The 25,386-nt window shown below is 63.3% G+C and carries 28 protein-coding genes; 17 read left to right on the forward strand and 11 right to left on the reverse strand.

The annotated features are described in order from the left end of the window. Positions 1–25 precede the first annotated feature (25 nt). Both UB31_RS40895 and UB31_RS33855 read left to right on the forward strand, forming a co-directional pair. Positions 26–367 (forward strand): hypothetical protein, encoded by a 342-nt coding sequence (locus UB31_RS40895; protein ID WP_082078718.1) that lies wholly within the window; start codon positions 26–28, stop codon positions 365–367. Beyond that, entirely contained in the window at positions 312–857 is a 546-nt protein-coding gene (locus UB31_RS33855; RefSeq protein WP_045007469.1) for a hypothetical protein, read from the forward strand. Before UB31_RS40895 ends, UB31_RS33855 begins: the two co-directional genes overlap by 56 nt. Positions 858–912: 55 nt before the next feature. Here UB31_RS33855 and UB31_RS33860 read toward each other — a convergent pair whose 3' ends face one another. After that, positions 913–1,311, reverse strand: a complete 399-nt coding sequence (locus UB31_RS33860) for a RidA family protein (RefSeq protein WP_045007470.1) — start codon at positions 1,309–1,311, stop codon at positions 913–915. Positions 1,312–1,461: 150 nt separating this feature from the next. On the opposite strand from UB31_RS33860, the gene UB31_RS33865 reads away from it, so the two are divergent. Together UB31_RS33865 and UB31_RS33870 are read left to right on the forward strand one after the other, a co-directional pair. Continuing rightward, on the forward strand, positions 1,462–2,337 hold the full coding sequence (locus tag UB31_RS33865) for a DMT family transporter (protein ID WP_045007471.1): 876 nt from the start codon (positions 1,462–1,464) through the stop codon (positions 2,335–2,337). Between the two features lie 202 nt (positions 2,338–2,539). Next, positions 2,540–3,973: a caspase family protein gene (locus UB31_RS33870; protein ID WP_045013982.1), complete on the forward strand. Its 1,434-nt coding sequence runs from the start codon at positions 2,540–2,542 to the stop codon at positions 3,971–3,973. Positions 3,974–4,029: 56 nt separating this feature from the next. Here the strand turns inward: UB31_RS33870 and UB31_RS33875 are convergent, their stop codons facing one another. Further along, positions 4,030–4,989, reverse strand: coding sequence for a LysR family transcriptional regulator (locus tag UB31_RS33875; RefSeq protein ID WP_045013983.1), 960 nt, complete (start codon positions 4,987–4,989; stop codon positions 4,030–4,032). Between the two features lie 124 nt (positions 4,990–5,113). On the opposite strand from UB31_RS33875, the gene solA reads away from it, so the two are divergent. The 5 genes from solA to UB31_RS33900 all read left to right on the forward strand — a co-directional run bounded on the left by solA (position 5,114) and on the right by UB31_RS33900 (position 9,619). Beyond that, entirely contained in the window at positions 5,114–6,283 is a 1,170-nt protein-coding gene (gene solA / locus UB31_RS33880; RefSeq protein ID WP_045014176.1) for an N-methyl-L-tryptophan oxidase, read from the forward strand. A 77-nt stretch (positions 6,284–6,360) separates the two neighbouring features. Continuing rightward, positions 6,361–7,173 carry a transporter substrate-binding domain-containing protein gene (locus UB31_RS33885; RefSeq protein ID WP_045013984.1) on the forward strand — a complete coding sequence of 271 codons (813 nt, stop codon included), beginning with the start codon at positions 6,361–6,363 and terminating at the stop codon, positions 7,171–7,173. Positions 7,174–7,272: 99 nt separating this feature from the next. Beyond that, positions 7,273–8,016, forward strand: coding sequence for an amino acid ABC transporter permease (locus UB31_RS33890; protein WP_045007476.1), 744 nt, complete (start codon positions 7,273–7,275; stop codon positions 8,014–8,016). Continuing rightward, complete coding sequence (locus tag UB31_RS33895; protein WP_045007477.1) at positions 8,013–8,855, forward strand: amino acid ABC transporter permease; 843 nt, start codon at positions 8,013–8,015, stop codon at positions 8,853–8,855. Before UB31_RS33890 ends, UB31_RS33895 begins: the two co-directional genes overlap by 4 nt. 11 nt (positions 8,856–8,866) lie before the next feature. Further along, positions 8,867–9,619 carry an amino acid ABC transporter ATP-binding protein gene (locus UB31_RS33900; protein WP_045007478.1) on the forward strand — a complete coding sequence of 251 codons (753 nt, stop codon included), beginning with the start codon at positions 8,867–8,869 and terminating at the stop codon, positions 9,617–9,619. Between the two features lie 78 nt (positions 9,620–9,697). Here the strand turns inward: UB31_RS33900 and UB31_RS33905 are convergent, their stop codons facing one another. Continuing rightward, a complete protein-coding gene (locus UB31_RS33905; protein ID WP_045007479.1) occupies positions 9,698–9,940 on the reverse strand; it encodes a BrnA antitoxin family protein in 243 nt (80 codons plus the stop codon). A gap of 3 nt (positions 9,941–9,943) precedes the next feature. Next, positions 9,944–10,921: a cysteine synthase A gene (cysK, locus tag UB31_RS33910; RefSeq protein WP_045007480.1), complete on the reverse strand. Its 978-nt coding sequence runs from the start codon at positions 10,919–10,921 to the stop codon at positions 9,944–9,946. Between the two features lie 224 nt (positions 10,922–11,145). Between cysK and UB31_RS33915 the strand changes: the two genes are divergently transcribed. Beyond that, positions 11,146–11,364, forward strand: a complete 219-nt coding sequence (locus UB31_RS33915) for a hypothetical protein (RefSeq protein ID WP_045007481.1) — start codon at positions 11,146–11,148, stop codon at positions 11,362–11,364. Here UB31_RS33915 and tgt read toward each other — a convergent pair whose 3' ends face one another. Beyond that, on the reverse strand, positions 11,365–12,498 hold the full coding sequence (tgt, locus tag UB31_RS33920; protein WP_045013985.1) for a tRNA guanosine(34) transglycosylase Tgt: 1,134 nt from the start codon (positions 12,496–12,498) through the stop codon (positions 11,365–11,367). It abuts the gene before it with no gap. Positions 12,499–12,791: 293 nt separating this feature from the next. Between tgt and UB31_RS33925 the strand changes: the two genes are divergently transcribed. From UB31_RS33925 to UB31_RS33940, 4 genes are all read left to right on the forward strand, one after another. Next, on the forward strand, positions 12,792–13,883 hold the full coding sequence (locus UB31_RS33925; RefSeq protein ID WP_245306121.1) for a patatin-like phospholipase family protein: 1,092 nt from the start codon (positions 12,792–12,794) through the stop codon (positions 13,881–13,883). 135 nt (positions 13,884–14,018) lie between these two features. After that, positions 14,019–14,777: a TetR/AcrR family transcriptional regulator gene (locus UB31_RS33930; RefSeq protein WP_045013986.1), complete on the forward strand. Its 759-nt coding sequence runs from the start codon at positions 14,019–14,021 to the stop codon at positions 14,775–14,777. 259 nt (positions 14,778–15,036) lie between these two features. Beyond that, positions 15,037–15,642 carry a PepSY domain-containing protein gene (locus tag UB31_RS33935; RefSeq protein WP_045013987.1) on the forward strand — a complete coding sequence of 202 codons (606 nt, stop codon included), beginning with the start codon at positions 15,037–15,039 and terminating at the stop codon, positions 15,640–15,642. A gap of 233 nt (positions 15,643–15,875) precedes the next feature. Further along, positions 15,876–16,901: an aspartate-semialdehyde dehydrogenase gene (locus tag UB31_RS33940; protein WP_045013988.1), complete on the forward strand. Its 1,026-nt coding sequence runs from the start codon at positions 15,876–15,878 to the stop codon at positions 16,899–16,901. A 141-nt stretch (positions 16,902–17,042) separates the two neighbouring features. On the opposite strand, the gene queA is transcribed toward UB31_RS33940, so the two are convergent. The 5 genes from queA to coaD form a co-directional block, all read right to left on the reverse strand. Then, positions 17,043–18,137 (reverse strand): tRNA preQ1(34) S-adenosylmethionine ribosyltransferase-isomerase QueA, encoded by a 1,095-nt coding sequence (gene queA, locus UB31_RS33945; protein WP_045014178.1) that lies wholly within the window; start codon positions 18,135–18,137, stop codon positions 17,043–17,045. Between the two features lie 84 nt (positions 18,138–18,221). Beyond that, positions 18,222–18,686, reverse strand: a complete 465-nt coding sequence (locus UB31_RS33950) for a peptidylprolyl isomerase (RefSeq protein WP_045007486.1) — start codon at positions 18,684–18,686, stop codon at positions 18,222–18,224. Then, positions 18,683–19,093, reverse strand: coding sequence for a UCP034077 family protein (locus UB31_RS33955; protein ID WP_045007487.1), 411 nt, complete (start codon positions 19,091–19,093; stop codon positions 18,683–18,685). Before UB31_RS33955 ends, UB31_RS33950 begins: the two co-directional genes overlap by 4 nt. Before the next feature lie 9 nt (positions 19,094–19,102). Continuing rightward, the gene (locus UB31_RS33960; RefSeq protein ID WP_045007488.1) at positions 19,103–19,678 is read right to left on the reverse strand and encodes a peptidylprolyl isomerase; all 576 of its coding nucleotides are present in this window, start codon (positions 19,676–19,678) and stop codon (positions 19,103–19,105) included. 37 nt (positions 19,679–19,715) lie between these two features. Beyond that, positions 19,716–20,213: a pantetheine-phosphate adenylyltransferase gene (gene coaD / locus UB31_RS33965; protein ID WP_045013989.1), complete on the reverse strand. Its 498-nt coding sequence runs from the start codon at positions 20,211–20,213 to the stop codon at positions 19,716–19,718. Positions 20,214–20,478: 265 nt separating this feature from the next. On the opposite strand from coaD, the gene UB31_RS33970 reads away from it, so the two are divergent. The 3 genes from UB31_RS33970 (at position 20,479) to UB31_RS39980 (ending at position 24,510) form a co-directional block, all read left to right on the forward strand. Continuing rightward, positions 20,479–20,736, forward strand: a complete 258-nt coding sequence (locus UB31_RS33970) for a hypothetical protein (RefSeq protein ID WP_045007490.1) — start codon at positions 20,479–20,481, stop codon at positions 20,734–20,736. Positions 20,737–20,948: 212 nt separating this feature from the next. Further along, a complete protein-coding gene (locus UB31_RS33975; RefSeq protein ID WP_045007637.1) occupies positions 20,949–22,802 on the forward strand; it encodes a potassium transporter Kup in 1,854 nt (617 codons plus the stop codon). A gap of 67 nt (positions 22,803–22,869) precedes the next feature. Continuing rightward, positions 22,870–24,510 (forward strand): serine hydrolase, encoded by a 1,641-nt coding sequence (locus UB31_RS39980; RefSeq protein WP_050044901.1) that lies wholly within the window; start codon positions 22,870–22,872, stop codon positions 24,508–24,510. Between the two features lie 59 nt (positions 24,511–24,569). Here UB31_RS39980 and UB31_RS33985 read toward each other — a convergent pair whose 3' ends face one another. Continuing rightward, on the reverse strand, positions 24,570–25,358 hold the full coding sequence (locus tag UB31_RS33985) for a substrate-binding domain-containing protein (RefSeq protein ID WP_045013990.1): 789 nt from the start codon (positions 25,356–25,358) through the stop codon (positions 24,570–24,572). Positions 25,359–25,386 lie beyond the last annotated feature (28 nt).

The raw sequence follows: 25,386 nt of genomic DNA on the forward strand, positions 1-25,386 counted from the left end.
TCAGACATATTCAAGGACGGAATTCATGCGTTTTGGTCGCATTGCGGCGTTCTGTGCCGCTTCAGTTTTGATTGCTGCCCCCGCTTTCGCCCAGACCCCCTATGACGGCAACTGGCAGGTCACCATCGTCACCAAGAGCGGCACCTGCGAGCCGACCGCGAGCTCCTTGCTGACGGTTGCCGATGGCAAGATCACCGCGCCCGGCGCTAACGTTTCCGGCACCATCGGCAGCGGGGGACTTGTGAAAGTTTCGATCAATGGTGCATATGCCAACGGTCAACTCAGCGGCAACGCCGGATCGGGGAAGTGGAATGGAGCATCTGCAGGCATACCGTGCAGCGGGCGGTGGGAAGCATCGCGCCAATAAGCAATTCGGAACCAGCGTCCTCAACCGGCGGCTGCTGATGGCGGCCGCCGTTTTGTTTGTGGCATCTATCGCCAACTCTGAAAGCAAGGCCCAGTCCGGCCCCTTCGCGCCGATGGCAGGAAGCTGGAGCGGCGGCGGCACCGTGACGCTGGATGACGGCTCGACCGAGCGGATCCGCTGCCGGGCCAAATACACCCCGATCGGCCCCACCATGGAGATGTCGCTGACCTGCGCCAGCGACGCCTACAAGTTCAACCTCGGGGCCAATGTCCGGGCAGAAGGCAGCGCCATCACCGGCAGCTGGAGCGAGGCCAGCCGCAACATCTCTGGCTCCTTGCAGGGCCGCGGCAATGGCGGAAATTTCGAGGTGGTCGCCTCGACCGCCGGCTTCAACGCCAACATCGGGCTGAAGACGAGCGGCAGCAAGCAAACCGTCACGATCCGCGCGGACAGCCAGTTCCGCGGCGCCAACATTTCGCTGTCGAAATAAGACGACTGCACGGTGACACGACAATCGATCCGGCGTCCGCGCCGGATCGATTTTTTTATGTGCCCGGAACGAACGCCGTCACCTCGATCTCGACCTTGGCGCGGTCGTCCACGAGACCACCGATGTAGAGCAGCGTCGAGGGCGGAAAATTGCGCCCGAGCGTCTCCTTCCAGGCCGCGCCGATGCCGGCGCCCGCGGCCTCATACTCGCTGCGGCTGGTCAGATACCAGGTCAGGCGGACGATGTGCTCGGGACCGGCACCAGCCTCCGCGAGAAGCTTGATGATCCGCTTCAACGCGGTGGCAATTTGGGCTGCCATGTCAGGCGCGTAATTGCCGGTCTCGTCGCCGCCGGTCTGCCCGGCCAGCACGACCCAGCGGCCCGGCCCCTCTACCGCCACGCCATGTGAAAAGCCACGCGGTTTCGACCATTCGGCCGGCTGCAAGATACGCATGAGCGGATACCTCCCGATTTTCTCGTTGTTGGCCGAAGCCTTAGCACGCCGGCCCGCAACGCTGCACCCGCAGATTTGGCCGTTGCAAACCGCATTGATGTCGCCGATACCGGCCCTCCCTCAGGATTCAGATCTCCCGCCCCCTGCCCGATGAGCACGACACCGTCCAAAACGATGGCAGCATTCTGGATGGCCGGCTGGCTGTCGCTGACGCTGGTCATGGCGGTCGCTGGACGCGAGGCCGTGCGCGAGATGAACGTCTTCCAGGTGATGGAGGTGCGCTCGCTGCTCGGCCTCTGCATGCTCTATCCGATGATCCGGCGCGCCGGCGGCTTCGGAACCCTCAAGACCACCCGCCTGCCCCAGCACATCGCGCGCAACCTGATCCACTACGTCTCGCAACTCGGCTGGTTCTTTGCGCTGACGCTGATCCCGATCGGCCAGGTGGTGGCGATCGAGTTCACGATGCCGATCTGGACCGCGATCCTCGCCGCCAGCTTCCTGTCCGAGCGCATGACATCGTGGAAGATCGCCGCGATCGTGCTCGGCCTTGTCGGCGTGATCGTCATCGTGCGGCCCGCGACCGGTGAGATCAATCAGGGCCAGTTGATCGCACTCGGCGCGGCGATCGGCTTCGGCGTATCCATGGCCCTGGTCAAATCACTCACCCGCACCGAGAGCGCGCTGGCGGTTCTGTTCTGGATGCTGGTTGTGCAGTCGGTCGCAGGCTTTCTGCCGACGCTCTATGTCTGGGCCTGGCCACCCACTTATGTCTGGGGCTGGGTGGCCGTGATCTCGGTCTGCGGCACTTTCGCGCATTATTGCCTCGCCAGCGCGATGCGCTACGCCGACGCGACCGTCGTGGTTCCCATGGACTTCTTGCGGGTCCCACTGACCGCCACAGTCGGCTGGCTGCTGTATTCCGAGCGGCTCGACACCTGGACCGTGCTCGGCGCAGCGCTGATCCTGTTCGGCAACCTCCTGAATTTGAAGCCGGCCGTGCCGGTTCCCGCCCGCGCGCAGTGAACCGCGCGCTGCTTTCGCGCGACAAAACAGAGTGGTCGAGCGTGATTTGGATCACGTTGGAGGGGCATTCCATCGTGCACACTCGGCTACAAAGCAGCAGGTTGGGCGAACCGTCGTTTTGCTGGCGCGAGGTCGGACGTTTTCGTGTAAGTTCGCTGCCAATTTGTTGCCGTCCATTATTCGATTCTGTTGGGGATTACAGATGCGCACTCTTACCATCCTCGTCTCATTGATGTGCATGGCGCTGTCGGTCAGCGCCGCAAAGGCCGACCGCCGCGTCGCCTTCGTCGTCGGTAACGGCGCCTACAAGAACGTCGCGCAATTGCCGAACCCGCCGATCGACGCCAAGGCGATGGCGGCGACGCTGCGCAATGTCGGCTTCGAGGTGATCGAAGGCTCCAACCTCACCCGCGACCAGATGACGGAAAAGCTGCTGGACTTCGGCCGCAAGGCGCAGGGCTCCGATGTCGCGGTGTTCTATTATGCCGGCCACGGCATCGCCGTCGGCGGCAGCAACTATCTCTTGCCGGTTGACGCCGACATCAAATCGGAGATGGACGTCAAGCTGGGCGCCGCCATCAATATCGACCTGACGCTCGACCAGACCATGGGCGACGCCAAGGTCAAGCTGGTCTTCCTCGACGCCTGCCGCGACAATCCCTTCGCCGCCAAGATCAAGTCGAACTCGGCGACCCGCAGCGTCAACGTGCAGAGCGGTCTCGCCGAGATGAAGTCGGGCGAAGGCACGCTGATTGCGTTCGCCACCGGCCCGGGACAGACCGCGCTCGACGGCCAGGAGGGCAACAACAGCCCGTTTACCCGCGCGCTGATCGACAACATCACCAAGCCCGGTATCGAGATCCAGCAGGCGATGACGTCTGTGCGGGCCCAGGTCAATGAAGAGACCCACAAGGGCCAGCTTCCCTGGGGCCACACCAACCTGATCGGCGCCGTCTATCTCAACCCGGCGCAGCAGACCCAGCAGGTCGCCAACGCCGCACCGACCACGTCGAGCAGCACGCCGACGGCTGCCGCCGCCAGCAGCTCCGACGGTGTCGAGCTCGAATACTGGCGCTCGGTGAAGGAGACCAACAAGCCGGAAGAGCTTAACGCCTACCTCTCGGCCTATCCGAACGGCCAGTTCAAGGCGCTTGCCTTGGCGCGTATTGCCGCGATCCAGAATGGACCGTCGACCACAACCCGCAACCTCAATGCCGGCGTCGACCCCGCGACCTTCACCGATGACGCCAGCCAGCTCACCGAGGACCAGATCGGCCTCGACAAGGGTCAGCGCCGCGACGTGCAGCGCCGCCTGAACGGCCTCGGCTTCGACACCAAGGTCACCGGCGCATTCACCGACGACACCCGCACCGTGCTGAAGCGTTGGCAGGCCGCCCGCGGTTATCCGTCGACGGGCTTCCTCAACAGGCTCCAGCACAAGGCCCTGCTCTCCGAGATCGTCGCCTCGACCTCGCCGAGCGCCAGCGACGACAGCGCGAAGCCGGCCCGGCGCGCCAGCGCGCCATCCAGTGGTGGCGGTGGCGGTGGCGGCGGTCATCGTGGCGGCGGCGATCCCGGCGCGGCCTTCATGGGCGGAGTCGTCGGCGGAATGATGGGCGGCATGTTCCGCCGCTGAGCCCGCAAAGCCTAACTCCCAATCAAAAAGCCCGGCTCGCGCCGGGCTTTTTCGCGCTAGTAATCCTGGGTGAACCAGGGCACGAGCGTTCGGATCCGTGGCATTGCCTGCGTCGTAATGCTCGTTCGCGCCATCTCGGCGATGCGCGGCGCCAGGGACGAGAGATCTCCACGGCGGGTCACCAGCAGCAGCTCACGAAAAAATCCCGGGCCCGGCAGAGGGAGAGCACTGACTTGAGCAGCATGAGCGAGCCCCTGCAACAGACACAGCGGCGTCGTGATCGCCACGCCCATGCCGGTAGCCACCATGGCGACCAAGCTGTCCGAGGTGTCAAATTCAAAGGCCCGTGGCGGGCGAATGCCCAAGCGGCTCAGATGGCGCTCGATCTGAGCGCCGACGTAAGAGCGCTCGCTATGCCGGACCAGGCGATGCCGGGCGAGGATGTCCCGCAAATCGAGGCCGGCAAATTCGGCTTCCAATCCGCGTGGCACCACGAGCAGATAAGGCTCGCGGTAGAATGGGAAACGCTCGACATCGTACAGATCCTCCATCGCATCGCATGTGATCGCCGCATCGATCATGCGACGCACCAACGCCTCCGCATGCGAATGAGCAAGACCCGACCACGCAGACAGGCTTAGCGCGATCGACCCCGTCATGAGCTCCTTGACGAGGTGTGCGCCGACCGTGCCAGCATAGGAATCGACGAGGCCGAGTCTCAGGTCAACGCGTTCAGACTGTTCGGCCGCGGCCCGGAGCGTGCTCAGCAGCGCATCAAAGTTACGGTTTAGATCGAGAACGCGGCCTGCAAGGATGCGCCCCGCCCGGGTCGGCACCAGCGGCCTCCGGCTACGGTCGAAGAATGCGACGCCGACCGAGGCTTCGGCACGTCGCACCGCCTGAGACACCGCGGATTGCGTCATCCCGAATTGGCGCGACGCTTCGAGCATACTGCCCGAGTCCGCGACGGCGGCGACAATCTGCAAGCTTCGCAGGTCTGGAATGGAAGACGTCATGTCATGAATTAAGCAGAACTTATACTGGTGTGCAAATTTGCTTAATTACATGAATTATCCTTGTCTCAGAGCTGATTTGAAAGGCAAGCTCAGCGTCATCTTAATAATTGAGCAGCTTCACGTCATGAGCGAACGAGCGGACATTGTGGTGATCGGCCTCGGTGCCATGGGCAGCGCGGCTCTCTACCAATTGGCCAAGCGAGGGGTAAAGGCGGTCGGCATCGATCGGTTTGCGCCTCCCCACGTGATGGGGTCCAGCCACGGTGAAACCCGCATCACACGGCAGGCCGTCGGTGAGGGCCGCGATTACGTTCCCCTGGTCCTGGATACGCATCGGATCTGGCGCGAACTCGAAGCCGAGACCTCTGACCAGCTCCTGAACCCCTGTGGCCTCGTCGTCATGGCGCCCGGCGTTGGCGAGACGTCGCACCACGGCAAGCCGGATTTCGTCGCACGTTCGATTGGGGCAGCGCGTGACTTCGGCATCGCGCATGAAGTGATCGACGGGCGCGAGGTGGCGCATCGCTTTCCGCAGTTCTTGAACCTTCAGGGCAACGAGAAGACCTATTACGAGCCCGGCGGCGGATACGTTTTTCCGGAGCGCTGCGTCACGGCGCAACTGACGCGCGCGAAGCAGCTCGGTGCGGTGATCCGCACGGGCGTCGAGGTCCTCTCGATCGCGCAGACAGGGTCCGTCGTTCGGGTGGAGACGTCCTCAGGTCACTTCGAAGCGGACCAGGTGGTCGTATCGGCAGGCGCCTGGAATGCTCACCTGCTGGGCGCGCCGTTCGACCGTGTACTCACGGTCAAACGTCAGGTGCTCCATTGGTACGAGCTCGAGGACACGAGCGCGTATCACGCAAACGCCCCGGTGTTCATCTGGATGCATGGCGCGACGGATGTCGACTACCTCTACGGCTTCCCGCCCCTGCCAGGCGATCGTAGCCTCAAGGTGGCGACCGAGCAGTATGAAACCAGCACAACGGCCGATACCGTCGATCGCACCGTCGATCCGGCGGAGTCGGCCAAGATGTACCGGGACCACGTCAAAGGGCGGCTCGCAGGCGCCACGCCACGCGTCGCGCGGACGGCCGCCTGTCTCTACACGGTGACACCCGATCGGGGCTTCATCATCGACCGGCATCCCGACCAGGATAGAGTCTTTGTCGTCTCGGCGTGCTCCGGTCACGGCTTCAAGCACTCAGCCGGTATCGGCAACGTCGTGGCCGAGAAGATGGTCGATGGTCGAAGCTCGATCGACCTCGCCCCTTTCTCCGTGTCCCGTTTTTTGTGACCTTTGGCACGAACTTTGTACTACGAAAAGAGTGCGCGCCGGTCGCGTCGTGTTTCAATCCCTGGAGGTGTCATCCGATGAGAAATATGCTCCGGTCCATGATGACAGGTGCCACGGTGCTGCTGATGCTCGGCAGCGCTCAAGCGGCTGATGGCGTCGATGCCATCAAGCAGCGCGGCACGTTGAACGTCGGCGTCAAGGCAGACTACAAGCCTTTTGGATACCGCGATCCCAGCGGAAATGTCGTCGGCATCGAGCCGTATCTCGCCGCCGATATTGCCAAGCGCCTCGGCGTCAAGCTCGAGCTCGTTCCAGTCGGGGCTTCGAACAGAATTGAGTTTCTTCAGCAGGGAAAAATCGATCTGCTGATCGCGACCATGTCAGATAGGCCCGAACGTCGCCGCGTCGTTCAGGCCATCGAACCCCTGTATTATTCGGACTATGTGAACATCCTTCTCAACAAGAAGGCCGGCATCAAGGATTGGGCCGACCTCAAGGGAAAACCCGTATGTGCGACGTCAGGCGCCTGGTACAACAAGGACGTTGCCAAATCCTACGGCCCCGAAATCGTTGCATTTGACGGTTCGGAGAAGCCTCTGTTTGCCATGAAGCAGGGCAACTGCATCGGCTATGTTTATGATCAGACCTTCCTGCAAGGCAAGCTGCTCGAAGATGAGTGGAAAGCGGACTACGACCTTCCCCTGAAAGGTGTTCTGCCTTCGCCATGGATGATCGCCGTCGCGCTCGAGAACACCAGTCTTCAGAAGCTGCTCGAAGATACGACAAAAGATTGGATGAAGACGGGTTTCATCGTGGAAGCCGAAAAGAAGTGGGGCATTACGCCGACGGAATATTCTCTCTCCATGCACGAGCAATACAAGGACAAATAGACGCACGAAGCGGAGCGCCGGATTCATCTCGTGCTCCGAACAGGTCAAGCCCATGCACTGATCCGGGGTGATTGCCTCAACAATTCGGTGTCACGCAAAATGCAGGCAATCGGCAACTGGTTTCAGCATCTCTATGAAACGACGGGGCTGAATTTCTCCGTATTCTACGACGCGTACGACTGGGATCGTTATCTCAACGGGCTCAAGATGACGCTGTTTCTCAGCGTCACGACCATCGTGCTGAGCTTGATCATCGGCGCGGCCGGAGCCTTGATGCAGGGTAGTCCGTCCAGATTGTTGCGGCTGGCCGTCAATGCTTTCGTGGTGGTGTTCCGCAACACACCGCCACTGGTCCAGATCTTCTTTTTCTATTTCGGCCTCGGCACGATGCTTCCCGCTGTCGAGGCGGCGGGCATGCGCGTTCCATTGCTGAGCAACGTTCAGTGGGCGATCATTTCGCTGTCACTGTTTGCGGCTGCCTTCAACGTGGAGATCTTCCGCTCAGGCATCGAGGCCGTCCCGAGCACGACGATCGAGGCCGCGGAAGCGCTCGGATACACGCGTCTCAAGGCCTACACCCATATCGTCCTTCCGCTGGCCATTCGCGTCTGCCTTCCCGCACTGAACAACAACCTCGTCAACCTGCTCAAGACGACCACGCTTGCCTACGCGATCGCCGTTCCCGAAACGCTGTATGCGGTCAAGCAGATCTGGTCGGAGTCGCAGAATGTTTTCGAGATGATGATCCTGTTGCTCGCGACCTACGGCATCCTCGTCGGTGTCCTCGTCTGGCTGATGCATCGCTGGGAGCGGGCGATGCGCATCCCGGGGTACGGACGATGAAACCCGCCGAGCCCGTACACGGCTTTGCCGTCCTCCTGCCGTATCGTCTCGTGCCGACCCGGATGTCCGTTCGGATCAGCCCGCTGTCCGCTGCGATCATCTGTTTCTGCGCCATCATGGCTGTGTCCACGGCGTGGGCGCAGACTACGCCAACGATGCTGTCACCGCTCCAGATCATCTTGAAGTGGTCACCACTCCTGCTGCGCGGGTTCGCCTTCAATATCCTGATCTCCTTGCTGGCCATGCTGCTGGGTACCGTCGCCGGACTTGGCCTGGGCCTGGCCTTGTTGTCGGAGTTCCGGCCGCTCGCCAGCGTCAGCTGGCTCGTGACTCAATTCTTTCGCAACGCGCCCTGGCTGGTGTTGTTGTTCTTCGTGATGTTTCTGGTGCCCTTCCAGATCACCATCTTCAAGACAACCATCCCCTTGCCGGACTGGGTCAAGGCCACGGTGGGCTTCGCCCTGCCCGTCATGGCGAATGTCGCCGAGGTCGTGCGCGGGGCCGTGCGTTCCGTCCCGTCGACGCAATGGGAAGCGGCGGAGTCGCTATCATTCACGCGGCGCCAGATGATGTGGCTGATCATACTGCCGCAATGCATTAAGAGAATGCTGCCGCCCTGGATGAACATCTATGCTCTTGTCGCCATGGCGACGGTGCTCGCGTCGATCGTGGGCGTCTCGGAAATGCTCACCCTGACGGCGCAGGTGCACGCCGCCGAAGGCGGCAGACCAGAACTGTTTGCGCCGCTCTACGGCTTCGCCCTGCTGTGCTTCTTTCTCTACTGCTATCCGATCAACCTTTGGACGGCTCGCCTCGAGCGTCGGTTCCGCATACGCTGAAGGAGCAGAGCATGGCTGCGAGCTGGACCCCGGATCAGCCCATCGTTCAATGCGTCGACGTCAGAAAATCATTCGGGGCTTTGGAGGTTCTGAAAGGCATCAGCCTGTCGGTCAAGAAGGGCGAGGTGATTTGCATCATCGGCCCCTCGGGATCAGGAAAGTCCACCCTGATCCGCTGCATCAATGCGCTCCAGCCGATCTCGTCCGGCAGCATTCAGATCGAAGGCATCGAAGTCACTGCCCCCAAGCTCGACAAGTTGGCGCTGCGCCGCAAGGTCGGGATGGTATTTCAGCAGTACAATCTTTTTCCGCACAAGACTGCGCTCCAGAATGTGATGATGGCGCCGATCCATGTTCTCCGCCAGAACCGCGCCGAGGTTGAAGTCCGAGCCCGAGCCTTGCTTGCGAAGGTGCGGCTCGCCGGGAAGGAGGACAGCTATCCCGGCGAGCTCTCCGGTGGACAGCAGCAGCGCGTGGCCATTGCCCGTTCGCTGGCGATGCGGCCGGATATCATGCTGTTCGATGAAGTCACGGCCGCGCTCGATCCGGAGACGGTCAAGGAGGTCCTGGTCACCATCCGCGAGCTTGCGGAGGACGGGATGACGTGCCTCCTCGTCACCCACGAAATGAACTTCGCGCGCGAGGTCGCCGATCACGTCTACTTCACCGATCGCGGTGTGATCGTCGAGCACGGGCCGCCGGAAACTCTGTTTACGGCGGCCAAAGACGAGCGAACGCAACGGTTTCTGTCGCAGGTCCTCTGAGCAAGTTGCGAGGATCCCGTCTAAAACTCGCTTCTGAGCGGGGTGGTTTTCTAACGCCCCCGATCCGGCGGTAGGAGCCTACTTCCCCGCCGCCTTGCGCAGCGCGTCGTTGATCCGGTCCTGCCAGCCGGGACCGCCCGCCTGGAAATGCTCCAGCACGTCCTGGTCGATCCGCAAGCTGACCTGCTCCTTGATCCCCGGCGCCACGTTCTGCTTCGGCGGAGCCTCAGCGGCCTTGGTCGTGACTTTCTTGAATGCGGCCTCGGCTTCGCTCCGCGCATCGCCCAATGTGCGCGGCCGCCTCGGTGGTTGGTCCGCCATCTGCTAGATTCCTTCAAACAGTGCGGTCGAAAGATAGCGCTCGGAGAAGGACGGCACCACAGCGAGGATGGTTTTTCCTGCCGCTTCCGGGCGCTTGCCGATCTGGAGGGCGGCTGCGATCGCGGCGCCCGAGGAGATGCCGCCCGGGATGCCCTCATAGCGCGCCAACGCCCGCGAGGTCTCGATCGCCGTCGTCGAGTTGATCTTCACGATCTCGTCGATCACGGAGCGGTCGAGGATGTCAGGGACGAAACCGGCGCCGATGCCCTGGATCTTGTGCGGCGTGTGCTGACCGCCCGAAAGCACCGGGCTCTCCTCCGGCTCGACCGCCACCACCCGCAACGATGGTTTGCGCGGCTTGAGCACCTGGCCGACGCCGGTGATCGTGCCGCCGGTGCCGACGCCCGCCACAAAGAAGTCGATGTTGCCGCCGGTGTCGTTCCAGATCTCCTCCGCCGTGGTCCGGCGGTGCACCTCGGGATTGGCGAGGTTCTTGAACTGTTGCGGCATCACCGAGTTCGGCGTCGTCTTCAGCAGTTCTTCGGCCGCGGCAATCGCGCCCTTCATGCCTTGCGCTGCCGGCGTCAGCACCAGCTCGGCGCCAAGGAAAGCCAGCATCTTGCGCCGCTCGATCGACATCGACTCCGGCATCACCAGCTTCAACCGGTAGCCGCGCGAGGCGGCGACGAAGGCGAGCGCGATGCCGGTATTGCCGGAGGTCGGCTCGATCAGCACCGTGTCCGGCTTGATGATGCCGGCCTTCTCCATGGCGATGATCATGGCCGCACCGATGCGATCCTTCACGCTCGCGGCCGGATTGAAATATTCAAGTTTTGCCAAAATCGTCGCATTCACGCCGTGCATGCTCGGCAGCCGGCGCAAACGCACGATCGGCGTGTCGCCAAAAGCCTCGACGATCGAGTCATAGATCCGGCCGCGGCCGGCTTGGTGCGCTGCACCCTTCTCGGACGATGCGTCCATGATGAACTCCCTGTGGCGACAATTAGTGCTTCTGTCGCAGCCTTTGCGAAGTTAGAGACAGCCTGTGACGACACGCAAGCGACAATGCGGCACATGTTAAATACGCTGCATCGCAAAATCGCGTGAGGTTTAATTAGCAGAAAACCAACGCATTTGTGTTGCGACCTCGTCAACTGATTCTGCTTATGTTAGACTTAGGTCTCGAAAGCAGAGAGGTCACCACGATGTCAGCAGTCGCTGAAGTGTTGTCGACCGTAGTGCCGAAGCGCGATCCGCGTTGCAGCGAGTTGCCCACCTGTCCCGTCTGCGCCGACTCCATGGTCGCCGCCGAAGCTTCCGCCTATGTCTCGGACCACGTGATCAGCTATCTCTGGACCTGCGACACCTGTGGCTATGGCTTCGTGACCAAGCACGCCGTCAAGCAGCGTTTCATCTGCAACTGATTAGCGCGGGGCGATGTCGCCCCTCGCCCAGTCCTCGCGCGTACGCCGGTAGAACTCTTCGAATGTCCCGTGTGCGATCGCGTCCCTGATGCCCTGCATCAGGAACTGGTAGTAAGCGATATTGATCTCGGATAGCAGCATCGCCCCCAGCGTCTCGCCCGCCTTGACGAGATGGTGCAGGTAGGCGCGCGCATAAGCGTGCGTCGACGGCCATGAGCTCTCCTCGTCGAGGGGACGCGGATCATCGGCGTGGCGCGCGTTGCGCAGGTTCACCTGGCCGAAGCGGGTGAAGGCGACGCCATGCCGGCCATTGCGGGTCGGCATCACGCAGTCGAACATGTCGATGCCACGCTTCACCGCCTCGAGAATGTCATCGGGCGTGCCGACGCCCATCAGATAGCGCGGCCGGTCCGACGGCAGCGCCGGCGCGGTCTCGTCGATCATCGCCAGCATTACGGCCTGCGGCTCGCCGACGGCAAGGCCGCCGATCGCATAGCCGTGGAAGCCGATCTCGACCAGGCCTGCGGCACTTGCATGACGAAGCTGCGGGACGTCGCCGCCCTGCACGATGCCGAACAGCATGTAGCCGTCCGGCGCGCTTTCGAACGCGCGCTTGCTTCGTTCGGCCCAGCGCAGCGACAGGCGCATCGCGCGCTCGATGTCGTCGCGTTCGGCCGGCAGCCGCACGCATTCGTCCATCTGCATGGCGATGTCGGATCCGAGTAAGCGCTGCACCTCGATCGAGCGCTCGGGCGACAGTTCGACCTTGGCACCGTCGATATGCGAGCGGAAGGTGACGGCGTTCTCGGTGACCTTGCGCAAATCCGACAGCGACATCACCTGGAAGCCGCCGGAATCCGTGAGCATCGGCCCATTCCAGCCGGTGAACCTCTGCAAGCCCCCGAGCGCAGCGATGCGCTCCGCGCCGGGGCGCAGCATCAAATGGTAGGTGTTGCCGAGCACGATGTCAGCGCCGGCGTCGCGCACCTCGCGCCAGTGCATGCCCTTCATGGCGCCGGCGGTGCCAACCGGCATGAAGGCCGGCGTCCGCACCACCCCATGCGGCGTGGTCAGGCGGCCGGTGCGCGCGGCGCCGTCGGTGGCGAGCAGTTCGAAATGATTGGATAGATTCATGGCGGTGCTTATTGCGTGTCGGGACATGTCGATCAACCCGCCCGGACCATGATGCCCCAGACTGGGACACCGCTGACGTGGACGTGATACTCGCTCCCGCTTGTTAAATAAAACGATACAGTGTAGTTTTATCCAGGGGTTGGACGAGATGCCGCGGTGAAGTTGCCGGCGGCATTACAAGCGTGATCGCCAGCCGCCGACCGATGCCCTTCCCCTCATGTTCGACTGACGCGTCCGGCCTCTCACACGGCTGGCTAAGGCAGGCAGGCGCTCGCCTGATCGAGTTATTCGTCCTGGTGTGCAGCCTGGCGCTCGCCGGCTGCACCTCCCTGCCGCGCACACCCTACACCGCCGCCGACGCCGCCGTCTCGCGCGTGCTCGATATCGACGGCTTGCGGCGCTACACCGACGAGCCCGTCACGAAATTCAGCTTCGCAAAGGACAATAGCGCGGCGACCGGGAGCTATTTGGCGCTTTCCGGCGGCGGCGCGGATGGCGCCTACGGCGTCGGCGTGTTGAACGGCTGGAGCGCGGCCGGCACCCGGCCCGCCTTCTCGGTCGTCTCGGGCGTGAGCACCGGCGGCCTGATCGCGCCCTTTGCGTTTCTTGGGTCCCAATATGACGACACGCTGAGGGAGCTCTACACCAGCGGCCTCGCGGAAAGCCTGCTGAGCGATCCCAGCATCATGCGTGTGCTGTTCAGCTCCGGCCTGTTCGGCAACACGCGATTGCGCGAGCTGGTGGCGCGCTATGTCGGGCCGGAGATCATGGCGCAGGTCGCCCGCGAAAACGCCAAGGGCCGACGGCTGCTGGTGGTCACGACCGATCTCGACACCCAGCGGACCGCCATTTGGGACATGGGCAAGATCGCCGCGGTCGGCACGCCCGAGGCGCTCAAGCTGTTTCGCGACGTGATGGCGGCCTCCGCCAGCATTCCCCTGGTGTTTCCGCCGATCATGATCGAAGCCGAAGGCCAAGGCCGCAAGTTTCAGGAGATGCATGTCGACGGCGGCGTGACGGCCCCGGTGCTGACGCTGCCGGAGGCCCTGCTCTTCCAGGGTCGCCTGCCCGGCAACGCGAAGATGGACATCTACATCCTCGTCAACAAGAAGATCGAACGAAACTTCGAACTTGTCGCCAACGGCACGATCGATGTCGCCTCACGCAGCCTGTCCTCGATCACCCAGTCGCAGACGCGCTCGATCATCTTCTCGACCTACGATTTCGCAAAGCGCAACCGGCTGGGCTTTCATCTCTCCTATATCGAACGCGATTATCCAGCGCCGGCTTCGGAAGGGTTCGACACGGCCTATATGCGGGCGCTGTACCAATACGGATATGAGAAAGCCGCAAGCGGCCAGGCCTGGACCTCGAGGATGCCTTAAAGCCGCGCCTGCGGAACGACGTCGCACTGAGACCGTTGACGATACGACCAATTCGGCCAGATTCGCGATGACGCCCCGGCTGCTGCGCGTTATAGAGCAATGACCATTGTCAGGAACGCGCAGGAATCATTGGGCATGGGATTGGCTGCGACCAAGGCAAGAACGGCAACGCCGCGACGCGAGGTGTCGAAATCGCGCGGCGGCCGTCCGACGAAAAGCGCCGCGATCGAGCGCGATCAGCGGCTGATCGAGGTCGCCACCCGCTTGTTCCTGGACCGCGGTTTCGACGCAACCTCGCTCGATGCGGTCGCGGAAGCGGCCCGGGTGAGCAAGCCCACCGTCTATGCCCGCTACGGCGACAAGCGCGGGCTGTTCACGGCCGTGCTGAGGCGCGAGATCTCGCGCTGGCTTGCCCCATTGTCCGCGGCAGCCGAAACACAGCTCGGCAGCTCGTCCGACATTTCGGTCGAGCAGCGGCTGGTCGAGATCGGGCAGGAGATGCTGAGCTTCACCTGCGGGCCTGATGCCATGGCCTTCAGCCGCATGATGACGTCACAGGCCATCAACTTTCCCGACATCGCCAAGCTCGGCATGGAAGAAGGCTGGCTGAAGGCCGTCGCCACGACCGCGCGATTCTTCGATCACCTGGTGGCGCAAGGCGCGCTCGACCTCGAGAACACCAACATTGCGGCCGAGGTGTTTCTCGACGTCGTCGTCGGCCACACCCACCGCATGGCGACGTTCGGAACGCCGATGGAAATCAAAGCCGCCGAAAAGCGGATGCGCGTGGCGATCAAGCTGTTCCTGGCCGGCGCGCTGGGGCCTGCCGACCGTGTCCAGGAGACTTCAAAAGCCCCTCCCAAACGCGCGCAGCGCCGCCGCCCATCCCGCTGACATTTCCGTGAGCTTCGCGATCTGTCCCCTGAGCGCGACAGCCTTGTCGTTGACCGAAATAAAACGATACGGTATGGTTTTGTTATAGGCGGTTCGGAACCGTTTTTCACCAGCCCCAAATGGGTTCGGACCGCCTTTGAGACCATGATCGCCGTGACGGGTACAGCCCGTTGCGACAATCAGCGGCCGGCCACTGCCCTTGGTCGGCCGCGACTTCTTTACGATTATCCGGCACACTCGCCGGCTGAGGGTTCTGAGCATGAGCACAGCACGACGACACACTTGGCAGTTGCTGGCGATGGCCCTGTCGGGGCTGCTCGTCGCAGCGCCGGCGCAGGCGCTCATCTCCACAGGCAGCACACCCACCGCCCTTCACGGCGAGACAGATGGTGACGCCGGGACGGATCGCCAAGCCGTCAGCCGCGAGATCGAGCGCTTCCGCAGTTCGTCGATCTCGATCAGCCAGGCCATGGCGATCGCCGAAGCCCGTCATGCCGGCGCCACGACCGCCGACGTCAGCTTCGATGGCGGCTCCGGCGTTCCGGTCTACCGGGTCAAGACCCTGCACAATGATCGGGTCTGGCGGCACACCATCAACGCTGCGACCGGCGAGCTGGTCGGCGGGGAAGCCGCCTTCCCTTTGGCCGAACTTGACGTGGAGGATCGCAGCAATCTTGCGGCCCTCGGCGCTATCCGGCATCGCCTTGCGGATGCAGTCCGGGTCGCCGAGCACGCGGCATCCGGCAAGGCTATCAGCGGCGGACTCGTGCGCGAAGGCGGACGGCTGAATTTCGCGATCGTCGTCATCAGCGGCGACGACCTCAAGGAGGTCATCCTCGAGCCACCGGGCGCCCGGACCAAATAGCGACGGCCACAATCCCGCCGAAAAGCCATTGACGGCCGCAAAACTCTCCCGCATAAGTCGCCGCCATGTTCACGACCACCAAACGCACGACCAAAACCACGAAGCCCGCAGGGGCCTCGGGAGGCGCGCGCGCGTAGTCGTAACGTAACGCATCAGCTTATCCGAAGCCCCGTCCTGAAAAGGTCCGGGGCTTTTTTATTGCCCGCAACACTGCTCAAACAGAGGACAGACCCGTGAGCTACGAACCCGTTGTTGCCATCGCCGGCGTGACCGGCGCGGTCGGCGCCGAATTCATTGCCACCATGAACCGGCGCGCCTTCCCCGTCGGCAAGCTCAAGGCGCTGGCAAGCGCCCGCTCGGCCGGCAAGACCATCGACTTCCGCGGCCAAAAGGTCGTCATCGAAGAGCTCACGGAGAAGTCGTTCGAGGGCGTCGATATCGCGCTGTTCTCGGCGGGTGCCGGCGTCTCGCGCAAGTTCTCCCCCGCCGCGGTGAAGGCCGGCGCGGTCGTGATCGACAATTCCTCCGCGTTCCGGATGGATCCGAACGTGCCCCTGGTGATCCCCGAGATCAACGCCAATCGCATCAGGGAGCACAAGGGCATCATCGCCGTTCCGAATTGTTCGGCGATCACGGCGCTGGTGCCGCTATGGCCGATCCATCGGCACAACCGCATCAAGCGCCTGATCCTGTCGACCTACCAGGCGGCAAGCGGCGCGGGCGCCGCGGCGATGGAGGAGCTGGTGGAGTCGACCCGCGCCTATCTCGACGGCCAGCCCTTCACGCCAAAGGTCATACCGCTTCCTTATGCCTTCAACGTCTTTAGCCACAACACGGACATCGATCCCGAGACCGGCTACAACGGCGAAGAAACCAAGGTCATCAAGGAAACCCGCAAGATTTTTGAGGATGAGACAATCGCCATTGGCGTGACCTGCGTTCGCGTGCCGGTGCTGCGCGCCCATTGCGAGGCCATCACCTTCGAATGCGAGAAGCCGATCAGCGAGGACCAGGTCCGCGCCATCATGGCGCAAGCCCCCGGCGTGAAGCTCGTCGACGACCGCGTGAAGAATTACTTCCCGATGCCGATCGACGCCTCGGGCCAGGACGACGTCCTGGTGGGCCGCATCCGCAAGGATCTCAGCGATCCCACGGGGCATTCGATCTCGATGTTCGTGGCGGCGGATCAGTTGCTCAAGGGCGCCGCGCTGAACGCGGTGCAGATCGCGGAGCTGTTGCCGCAGCGGGTCATGGCGTAAGCCATCGCGTCTGTCGACCCGTCATCCTGAGGTGCGAGCTCTGTGGCGCAATTGCGCCGTGGAGCGAGCCTCGAAGGATGAACGGCCGGGATTCAGCAGCCGGGCCGTCGCCCTTCGAGGCTCGCCGAAGAGGCGAGCACCTCAGGGTGACGGTGATAGAGTCCGCTCCCGCGCCCGAAACAGCAGGCACGCATCCCCATACGAATAGAACCGGTAGCCTTCCGCGATCGCGTGCGCGTAGGCCTGCTGCATGGTCTCGAGCCCGGTGAATGCCGACACCAGCATGAACAGCGTCGACTTCGGCAGGTGGAAATTGGTCATCAAAATATCGACGGCGCGGAAGCGATAGCCGGGGGTGATGAAGATCGAGGTCTCGGCCGCGAACGGCCGGATGGTGCCGTCCTCGCTGGCTGCGCTTTCGAGCAGCCGCAATGATGTGGTGCCAACCGCGATGATGCGGCCCCCATTCTTCCGCGCGGTGTTGAGCGTCTCCGCCGTCTCGGCCGGGATCATGCCCCACTCGGCATGCATCTTGTGGCCGTCGGTGTCGTCCACCTTCACCGGCAGGAACGTCCCTGCCCCGACATGCAGCGTGATGCGGTTGATGCCGACGCCGCAGTCGCGCAGCGCCTGCTCCAGCGCCGGCGTAAAGTGCAGGCCCGCAGTAGGAGCCGCGACCGCGCCTTCATTCGCCGCGAACATGGTCTGGTAGTCTGCGAGATCCTGCTCGTCAGGCGTGCGCTTGGAAGCGATGTAGGGCGGCAGCGGCGGGCTGCCGAGATCGGCGATGGCCTGGTCGAGCGCCGGGCCGTGGAACGAGAATGACAGCGTCACCTCGCCTTCACTGCCTTTGGCCTCGACCTCGGCATCGAGATGGCCGAGCAGGCAGACCTTGCCCTCATTGCCGAAGCGGATGCGGTCGCCGGCCACGAGCTTCTTCGCCGGCTTCACCAGCGCCTGCCAGCGCGAGCCGTCGAGGCGCTTGATCAGCGTCGCCTCGATCTTCGGCTCGGTCTCGCGGCCGATGCGGCGGCCCTTGAGCTGCGCTGAAATCACCTTGGTGTCGTTGACGACGAGCTGATCGCCCGCCTTCAGCCATTGCGGCAGGTCGGAGATGATTTGGTCGCGCAACGCACCGTTCTCTACGACCAGCATCTTCGCGGAGTCGCGCGGGTGCGCGGGGCGCAACGCGATGCGCTCGGCAGGCAGATCGAAGTCGAAGAGATCGGTGCGCACGTTTGGTACCTTGTCCTGCCCCGCCATCCGGCCCGGTCTTTGACCGGCCGGACAACAGGCTCCGGCGGGGCATGACGGCAGCGGTTACTCTGCGTCAGCAGCCATCCGCGCCTTGACGATCTTGTCGGGGTTCTGCACCGGCTCGCCGCGCTTGATCTTGTCGACGTTCTCCATGCCCTCGGTCACCTTGCCCCACACCGTGTACTGGTTGTCGAGGAAGCGGGCGTCGTCGAACACGATGAAGAACTGGCTGTCGGCGGAATCAGGGCTCGCCGCACGGGCCATCGAGGTGACACCGCGCACATGCGGCTCCTTGTTGAACTCGGCCTTCAGCTTCTGGCCGGAGCCGCCCGTGCCGGTGCCGTGTGGGCAGCCGGTCTGCGCCATGAAGCCGTCGATGACGCGGTGGAATACGATGCCGTCGTAGAAGCCTTCGCGCACCAGCTCCTTGATGCGGGCGACATGGCCCGGCGCGAGGTCGGGCCGCATCTCGATGGTGACGGGGCCCTGCGTGGTCTCGAGGATCAATGTGTTCTCAGTGGCGCTCATGCTCGTCTCTCTTGCGTTGGGGGTGAAGTCTTCCGGTTACGAAACTGGATTGCGAATGGACGCCCCGCAGCGGCGCCGGCCATCGCATCGGTAAATGGCATCGGCGTGCAGCGTTGCAATGCCTCCATCACCGCGATCCGGTATTGCAGCCGGTCATCGTCGGAGGCCTCCGCGGATTCATAGGTAATCCTCGGATGGCCCAGAATGTTTCCGGCCCGGTTAAAGCTCACGACGACGGTGATGTCGATGGGGCGAGCCCTGGCCGCCGGCGGCGGTTTCCAGCAGGTACGCAGATGCTGGAAGATGTCCTGGATGGTGTTGACCTGCGCGTCCTCTGCGGCCGCACTGGTGACGCCGATCAGCAGCGCCGCGGCGGCGAGCAGGAGCCTGTCGCCACGGCGCGCCATCGCGTTTCCCTATTTGATGTCGGAGGCGACCTGCACCTTCACCATCTTGTCCGGATCGGTGACGGTGCCGCTGCCTGAGCCGGGGGGGGCCTTCTTCAGCTTGTCGACGACGTCCATGCCCTGCACGACCTCGCCGACCACGGTGTACTGGTTGTCGAGGCTGCCGCCGTCGGCGAACATGATGAAGAACTGCGAGTTGGCGGTATCGACACTGTCGCCGCGCCGGGCCATGCCGACGATGCCGCGGGCGAAATGAACCTTGGAGAATTCCTGCTTCAGGTTCGGATATTTCGAGCCGCCGGTGCCGTTGAAATTCTGGCCGTCGCCGGTCTGCGCCATGAAGCCGTCCATCACGCGGTGGAACGGCACGTTGTTGTAGAAGCCCTCGCGCGCGAGCTGCTTGAGGCGCTCGGCGTGCTGGGGCGCAAGGTCGGTCCTGAGCTTGATGACGATGCGGCCCTTAGTGGTGTCGATGACGAGCGCATTGGCCTTGTCGAGTCCTGCCGGCAGGGTCTGTGCGCCCGCCGGGACCGCGCCAATGAGCGCGACAAAAATCGTGGCAAGAATTGCGAGGCGACGGATCATGAGAACTCCGGATCAGGTGAGATGAGGAAGCGCGCCGCTATGCGGCGAATTTGGTCTTGAGCAGGGATGCAACAAGCGGCGGCACGAACGTCGAAACATCGCCGCCCATGCCCGCGATCTGGCGCACCAATGAGGCGGTGATCGGGCGGACCATCGGGGACGCCGGCAGGAAGACCGTGTGCACCTCCGGCGCCATGGCCCCGTTCATGCCGGCAAGCTGCATTTCGTAGTCGAGATCGGTGCCGTCGCGCAAACCGCGAATCATGATGGTCGCCCCGGCTTTGCGCGCCGCGGTCACCGAGAGGTCGTCAAAGGTGGTGGCCTCGAGGGTGCAGCCGGCCGCCGCTGCTACCGGCCCACAGACGTCGTGGAGCATCTTCAGCCGCTCCTCGGTCGAGAACAGCGGCTTCTTGCCGGGGTGTACGCCGATCGCGACAACCAGCCTGTCGCATAGCGGAACGGCATGCCGGACCACGTCCAGATGGCCGTTGGTGATGGGGTCGAAGGAACCTGGATAGAAGGCAATGCGCGGCATGGCTTCCTCCTACCCCGCCCGGCCCTGCCCGGCAAGCCGGGCAGGTTCCCTGCCGGTTTTTCCGGCAATCCAGGTCTTTTCGTCAAATCACGTCGGAAACCGCCGAATTGTTTCGTCCTCGGGGCAGCGACGAAACAAAGGGAGCACGGACGAAACCATTTCCCGTATTCGCGAAGACGTCCGGAAACTGGCCATGGTTACTAATCCACCCAACAAATGACGGGCCGCACACTGGGCGTAGCGGCCGCATCACAGGGGACTGTCAATGATCAAGGCTCTTTCGGCGATCGCTATCGCTGCGTGTGTTGCTGCGACCCTCACCCTCCTGCCCGGTTTCGCGCCGACCGTCGAAGCCAGCGTGCCGCAGCCCCTCGCCAAGAGCGATCGGCTCGACATCAAGACCATCGGCAGAGACTGCTCGCAGCAGGCCTGGCCGAATTTCGAGGCCTCCTGCTTGCGCCGCGCCGGCACCAAGACCGACGTTCGCGTGGCGCGCCTCGTGACCGCGGACCGCACCCCGTAGGCGGTCTGTCAGCTTGGCGTCATAAAGACCGATATAAACCCCAAGATAAGCCGAAGATAAACCCCATGGATATTTGCGGCGTCTCGTCGCAGACTATGTGACGCTCGCGCCCTTCGGAATGGCCCGTGGGGCGCGATCCCATTGGGGGGTCGCCTTTGTCCAGTACGCCCGCAGTCGCTTCCGGCCATCATCCCGATCCGCTGCCGATTGCCATGACCATGGGCGCCCTCGGGGTGGTCTACGGCGATATCGGCACCAGCCCCCTCTACGCCCTCAAGGAAGCCGCCAAGGCGGCCGCCCATGGCGCGACAGTGACTCCGGAAGCTATCCTGGGCGTTGCTTCGCTGATCCTCTGGGCCCTGCTCCTCATCATCTCGCTCAAATATGCGCTTCTGATCCTGCGCGCGGACAACCGCGGCGAAGGCGGCATCGTCGCGCTATTGGCGCTGCTGCATGCCCGCCACGCGCAACCCGGCACCTGGCGCGCACATCTCCTGGTGGTTGGCCTCGTCGGCGCCGCGCTGCTCTACGGCGACGGCGCGATCACGCCGGCGATCTCGGTGCTCTCAGCCATCGAAGGTCTCAAGGTCGACGCGCCCTCGCTTGCGCCGGCGGTGGTGCCCATCACCGTCGTCATCCTGATCGGGTTGTTCATGATTCAGAAGCAGGGCACCGGCTTCATCGGCCGTATCTTCGGGCCGGTGATGATGGCATGGTTCGTCGTGCTGGCCGCGCTCGGCATCCACGGCATCATCAAGGCGCCGGGGGTGTTGGCGGCGCTCAGCCCGCTCTATGCTTTCGACTTCCTGATCCACCAGGACTTTCATGTCTCCTTCGCGATCCTCGGCGCGGCCTTCCTCGCGGTGACCGGCGGCGAGGCCATGTATGCCGACATGGGGCATTTCGGCCGCCTTCCGATCCGGCTGGCGTGGTTCGCCATCTGCCTGCCCGCGCTGGTGCTGAACTATTTCGGCCAGGCTGCGCTCCTGATCACCGATCCCACGATGATCGAGAATCCGTTCTTCCAGCTCTGCCCCGACGCCCTGCATTATCCGCTGGTCGCCTTCTCGGCAGTAGCAACCGTGATCGCCTCGCAGGCGATCATCTCCGGCGTGTTCTCGCTGACGCAGCAGTCGATCCAGCTCGGCTTCCTGCCGCGCATGCAGATCCGCCACACCACCAGCGATGCGATCGGCCAGATCTACGTGCCGCTGGTGAACTGGCTGCTCGCGGCCGCGACGCTCGGCGCGGTCCTGAGCTTCGGCACCTCGGATGCGCTCGCCGGCGCCTACGGTATCGCGGTGTCGCTCCTGATGGCGATCACCACGCTGCTCGCGGCCCTGGTTGCGATCCAGTGGGGCTACTCGCCGTGGCTCGTGGTGGCCGTGAACGGCTTCTTCTTCGTGATCGACGTGATCTTCTTCGCGGCCAACTCGACCAAGTTGTTCGAGGGCGGCTGGTTTCCCCTGCTGCTCGCGGCCCTCGTCGCCTTCCTGATGCTGACCTGGCGCGCTGGCGTCAAGCTGGTCGAGGCCGCGCGCGGAAAGCTGCGCCAGCCCGAGGAAGACCTGATCGAGACCGCGGTCAACAAGTGCAGCGCAAGGCTGCCCGGGACGGCCGTGTTCCTCGCGTCCGCGCCGAACGGCGTTCCGCTCGCGCTGACCCAATTCGTCAAGCACAACCACGTCCTGCACGAGCGCATTATCCTCGTCACCGTGCTGATCGAGGAGCTTCCTCACATCGCCGACGAGGACCGCACCGAGGTGATCGATATCATCCCCGGCATCACCCGCGTGGTCCTGCATTACGGCTTCATGCAGAACCCGACGATCTATGACGGGCTGACGCTCGCCTGCCGCCAGGGCAAGCTGCCCGGCATCGACCTCTCCGACATCACCTACTATGTCGGCCGCGAGACCATCATCCCGCGCGAGGATGTTCCGGGCATGTGGGTCTGGCGCGAAAGTCTGTTCGCCTTCCTCCAGCGCAACGCCGAACGCTCGGCCGCGTTCTTCGGCGTGCCGACCAAGCAGGTGGTGGAGTTCGGCACGGAGCTGGAGATTTAGCACGTCAATTCGCTTGAGACCCTGCCGAACCGGCGCGATCATGCCGGAAGCCGGATTGCGAGAGACGATGAGAGCGCTGCTTCTTCTTGTTTCGACCATCGTGCTCTACGCAACGCCCGGCTTCGCCATCAGCAATGACGATGTGCGCGCGGCACTCGAACTGCGTTTCAGGCGAGATCGCACCGGCGCCTGTATCGCAGCCGGAGTGATCGACGCTGGCGCCATTGCGACAGGCTATTACTGCGCGAATGCGAGCTCCCAGCGACCGTACGATGACCACACAGCCTTCGAGATCGGCTCAGTCACCAAGACGATGACTGCGGCACTGCTCGCCGAACTCATCGCACGCGGTGAAGTCGCCCTCAGCGATCCCATCGCAAAGCTGTTGCCTCCCGGGACGCGCGTGCCCTCTTTCAACGGCCACGACATGACCATCGGGCAAATCGTGACTCATACGTCCGGCCAGCCGGGGGTCCCGGCTAACTATCGCCCGTCCGACATCAACAATCCCTACGCCAACGTCACCGAACACGAATTGCTCGACGCATTGGCCGAGACCACGCTGACACGCGAGCCCGGCTCGAAGTGGGAATATTCGAATTTTGCGATGATGGTGTTGTCCTACGCGCTCGCCAAGCGCGCCGGCAAGGACTACGAGACACTGCTCCGCGAACATTTGCTTGTCCCGCTCGGCATGAACGAAACCTATGTGGACCATCGCCCGCCGCAGGTTCACGTGGCCCAGGGTCACTTCCCCAACACTGACCCTGCCGGCCCCTGGGATTTTCCGCCTGATATGGCCGGCGTCGGGGGCGTGCGCGCAACGTTGCCGGACATGTTGCGGTACCTCGAGGGCCAGCTGGGTACGCGCGCGAGCGCGATCACGCCTGCCTTGGCGCAGACCCAGGAACAGGTCGCCAGCGTCGGTGGACACACGATGGGCATGAACTGGAATCTATTCACCCGGAACGGACACACCATCATCGTGCACGAAGGTGGCACCGGCGGCTTCTCAGCCTACGCGGGGTTCGATCGCGCGGCCAAACGCGGCGTCGTCCTGCTTTGCGATACCGCGTTGACGTCCATCGGCGGCCTTGGACAGCTCGGAACGCACCTGCTCGATCCGTCGGCACCGGCCGGCGCGCCGCGTGTGGTCGCCGCGGCGGACACCAAACTGATTGACGCCCTGGTCGGAAAGTATCGCCTGCAAGGCGGCCTTGGCATGGAGTTGCGCCGAAAGGAGAGCAATTTGACCATCCAGGCGGATGGCCAGCCTGAATTCGAGATGGGCTACGACAGCGCCGGCGACTTCTATCCGCTCAAATTCGACGCCCTGTTGCGACCCAAGCACAAGGCGGACGGCAGCTACACCTTCACCTGGTTTCAGCTTGGCGGCGTTGCCGAGGCCGAACAAATCGGTACCCGGCCGGTTGCGGCCAAATGGACCCCTTCCGAAGAGAAACTCAAGGACTACATCGGCAACTACCCGCTGACGTCCAGTTTCGCGCTCCGCATATTTTCGACCGACGCCAAGCTATTTGTGCAGGGGACCAATCAACGACCGCTCGAACTCGCGTCCGTGGAACGGGATGTCTTCGTCGCCGAATCCGTTGCCGCTGAGCTCGATTTCGAGCGCGACGCCAATGACAAGGTGGTCTCGCTGACGTTGAAGCAGCGAGGACAAGTCCTGAAAGGCGAACGCCGCTAGACGGTTTCGATAGTCCCGTAACATGTGCGGCCGTCGGGCGGCTCGGAGCAGCGGCGCCTTCAGTGCGGCGGCAAAGGCTTCATTCCGGCTTTCGTGATCACGGCTGCAACATCTGCGGAGGAAAGGAAGTGCAGCAGGGCCAGCGCGGCGTCGGGCTGTTGCGAATTCATGGGCAGGGCACCGACATAAAGGGTCGGCGGCTGAACCTCAGACGGCACCGTGCCCACGAAATCGATCCCCGGCACGTGGATCAGCTCCGGGACTTGCTGGAAACCGAGCTCCGCCTCTCCGCGCGCGACGACCGCAGCGACGGGCTCGCCTGAGGGAGGACCGCGCACCTTGCGCGTCTTGCCGGCGATTTCGTCGGCGACACCGAGTTTCTTGAAGCCGATCGTCGACAGATAGGTGCCGCTGGAACTGTCCGAATAGGCGATGGACTTGGCCGCGAGCAGTGTCTTGCGCAGCGAATCCATCGTGCTGATGTCGGGCTTCGGTTGCCCGGCCCGAACCACCATGCCGATAAACGATTCCGCGAGCGGCACCCGGCTGCCCGGGCGCGTCAGATCCTTCTGGTCCAGGAGATCGACGCCGACCCCGTCCATGATGACCACGTCGGCCGCCTCGCCACGGGACAGACGGGTCGGGATCGACTCCGGTGAATCGCCGACCGAAGGCCCGCGCGTGGTGATGAGCTTGTGCCCTGTCGATTTCTCGAATGCAGGACCGAGCTCCTCATACACGGCAAAGAACCCGGCTGAGATAATCACCTTGACATCAGCGGCCGCCGCACCCGTCGCCAAAGTGGCGGTAACCAGGACAGCAATCAGGCAAGCAATGTATCGCGGCATGGCACGTCCCCTAACACCAACCCGGGCC

This window comes from Bradyrhizobium sp. LTSP849, from assembly GCF_000938255.1.
Lineage (GTDB): Bacteria > Pseudomonadota > Alphaproteobacteria > Rhizobiales > Xanthobacteraceae > Bradyrhizobium.

Excerpts from the sequence above, each read along its gene's own strand:
- UB31_RS40895 (WP_082078718.1), top strand. The coding sequence starts at position 26 with ATGCGTTTTGGTCGCATTGCGGCGTTCTGTGCCGCTTCAGTTTTGATT.
- UB31_RS33855 (WP_045007469.1), top strand. The coding sequence starts at position 312 with ATGGAGCATCTGCAGGCATACCGTGCAGCGGGCGGTGGGAAGCATCGC.
- UB31_RS33860 (WP_045007470.1), bottom strand. The coding sequence starts at position 1,311 with ATGCGTATCTTGCAGCCGGCCGAATGGTCGAAACCGCGTGGCTTTTCA.
- UB31_RS33865 (WP_045007471.1), top strand. The coding sequence starts at position 1,462 with ATGAGCACGACACCGTCCAAAACGATGGCAGCATTCTGGATGGCCGGC.
- UB31_RS33870 (WP_045013982.1), top strand. The coding sequence starts at position 2,540 with ATGCGCACTCTTACCATCCTCGTCTCATTGATGTGCATGGCGCTGTCG.
- UB31_RS33875 (WP_045013983.1), bottom strand. The coding sequence starts at position 4,989 with ATGACGTCTTCCATTCCAGACCTGCGAAGCTTGCAGATTGTCGCCGCC.
- solA (WP_045014176.1), top strand. The coding sequence starts at position 5,114 with ATGAGCGAACGAGCGGACATTGTGGTGATCGGCCTCGGTGCCATGGGC.
- UB31_RS33885 (WP_045013984.1), top strand. The coding sequence starts at position 6,361 with ATGAGAAATATGCTCCGGTCCATGATGACAGGTGCCACGGTGCTGCTG.
- UB31_RS33890 (WP_045007476.1), top strand. The coding sequence starts at position 7,273 with ATGCAGGCAATCGGCAACTGGTTTCAGCATCTCTATGAAACGACGGGG.
- UB31_RS33895 (WP_045007477.1), top strand. The coding sequence starts at position 8,013 with ATGAAACCCGCCGAGCCCGTACACGGCTTTGCCGTCCTCCTGCCGTAT.
- UB31_RS33900 (WP_045007478.1), top strand. The coding sequence starts at position 8,867 with ATGGCTGCGAGCTGGACCCCGGATCAGCCCATCGTTCAATGCGTCGAC.
- UB31_RS33905 (WP_045007479.1), bottom strand. The coding sequence starts at position 9,940 with ATGGCGGACCAACCACCGAGGCGGCCGCGCACATTGGGCGATGCGCGG.
- cysK (WP_045007480.1), bottom strand. The coding sequence starts at position 10,921 with ATGGACGCATCGTCCGAGAAGGGTGCAGCGCACCAAGCCGGCCGCGGC.
- UB31_RS33915 (WP_045007481.1), top strand. The coding sequence starts at position 11,146 with ATGTCAGCAGTCGCTGAAGTGTTGTCGACCGTAGTGCCGAAGCGCGAT.
- tgt (WP_045013985.1), bottom strand. The coding sequence starts at position 12,498 with ATGAATCTATCCAATCATTTCGAACTGCTCGCCACCGACGGCGCCGCG.
- UB31_RS33930 (WP_045013986.1), top strand. The coding sequence starts at position 14,019 with ATGGGATTGGCTGCGACCAAGGCAAGAACGGCAACGCCGCGACGCGAG.
- UB31_RS33935 (WP_045013987.1), top strand. The coding sequence starts at position 15,037 with ATGAGCACAGCACGACGACACACTTGGCAGTTGCTGGCGATGGCCCTG.
- UB31_RS33950 (WP_045007486.1), bottom strand. The coding sequence starts at position 18,686 with ATGAGCGCCACTGAGAACACATTGATCCTCGAGACCACGCAGGGCCCC.
- UB31_RS33955 (WP_045007487.1), bottom strand. The coding sequence starts at position 19,093 with ATGGCGCGCCGTGGCGACAGGCTCCTGCTCGCCGCCGCGGCGCTGCTG.
- UB31_RS33960 (WP_045007488.1), bottom strand. The coding sequence starts at position 19,678 with ATGATCCGTCGCCTCGCAATTCTTGCCACGATTTTTGTCGCGCTCATT.
- coaD (WP_045013989.1), bottom strand. The coding sequence starts at position 20,213 with ATGCCGCGCATTGCCTTCTATCCAGGTTCCTTCGACCCCATCACCAAC.
- UB31_RS33970 (WP_045007490.1), top strand. The coding sequence starts at position 20,479 with ATGATCAAGGCTCTTTCGGCGATCGCTATCGCTGCGTGTGTTGCTGCG.
- UB31_RS33975 (WP_045007637.1), top strand. The coding sequence starts at position 20,949 with ATGACCATGGGCGCCCTCGGGGTGGTCTACGGCGATATCGGCACCAGC.
- UB31_RS39980 (WP_050044901.1), top strand. The coding sequence starts at position 22,870 with ATGAGAGCGCTGCTTCTTCTTGTTTCGACCATCGTGCTCTACGCAACG.
- UB31_RS33985 (WP_045013990.1), bottom strand. The coding sequence starts at position 25,358 with ATGCCGCGATACATTGCTTGCCTGATTGCTGTCCTGGTTACCGCCACT.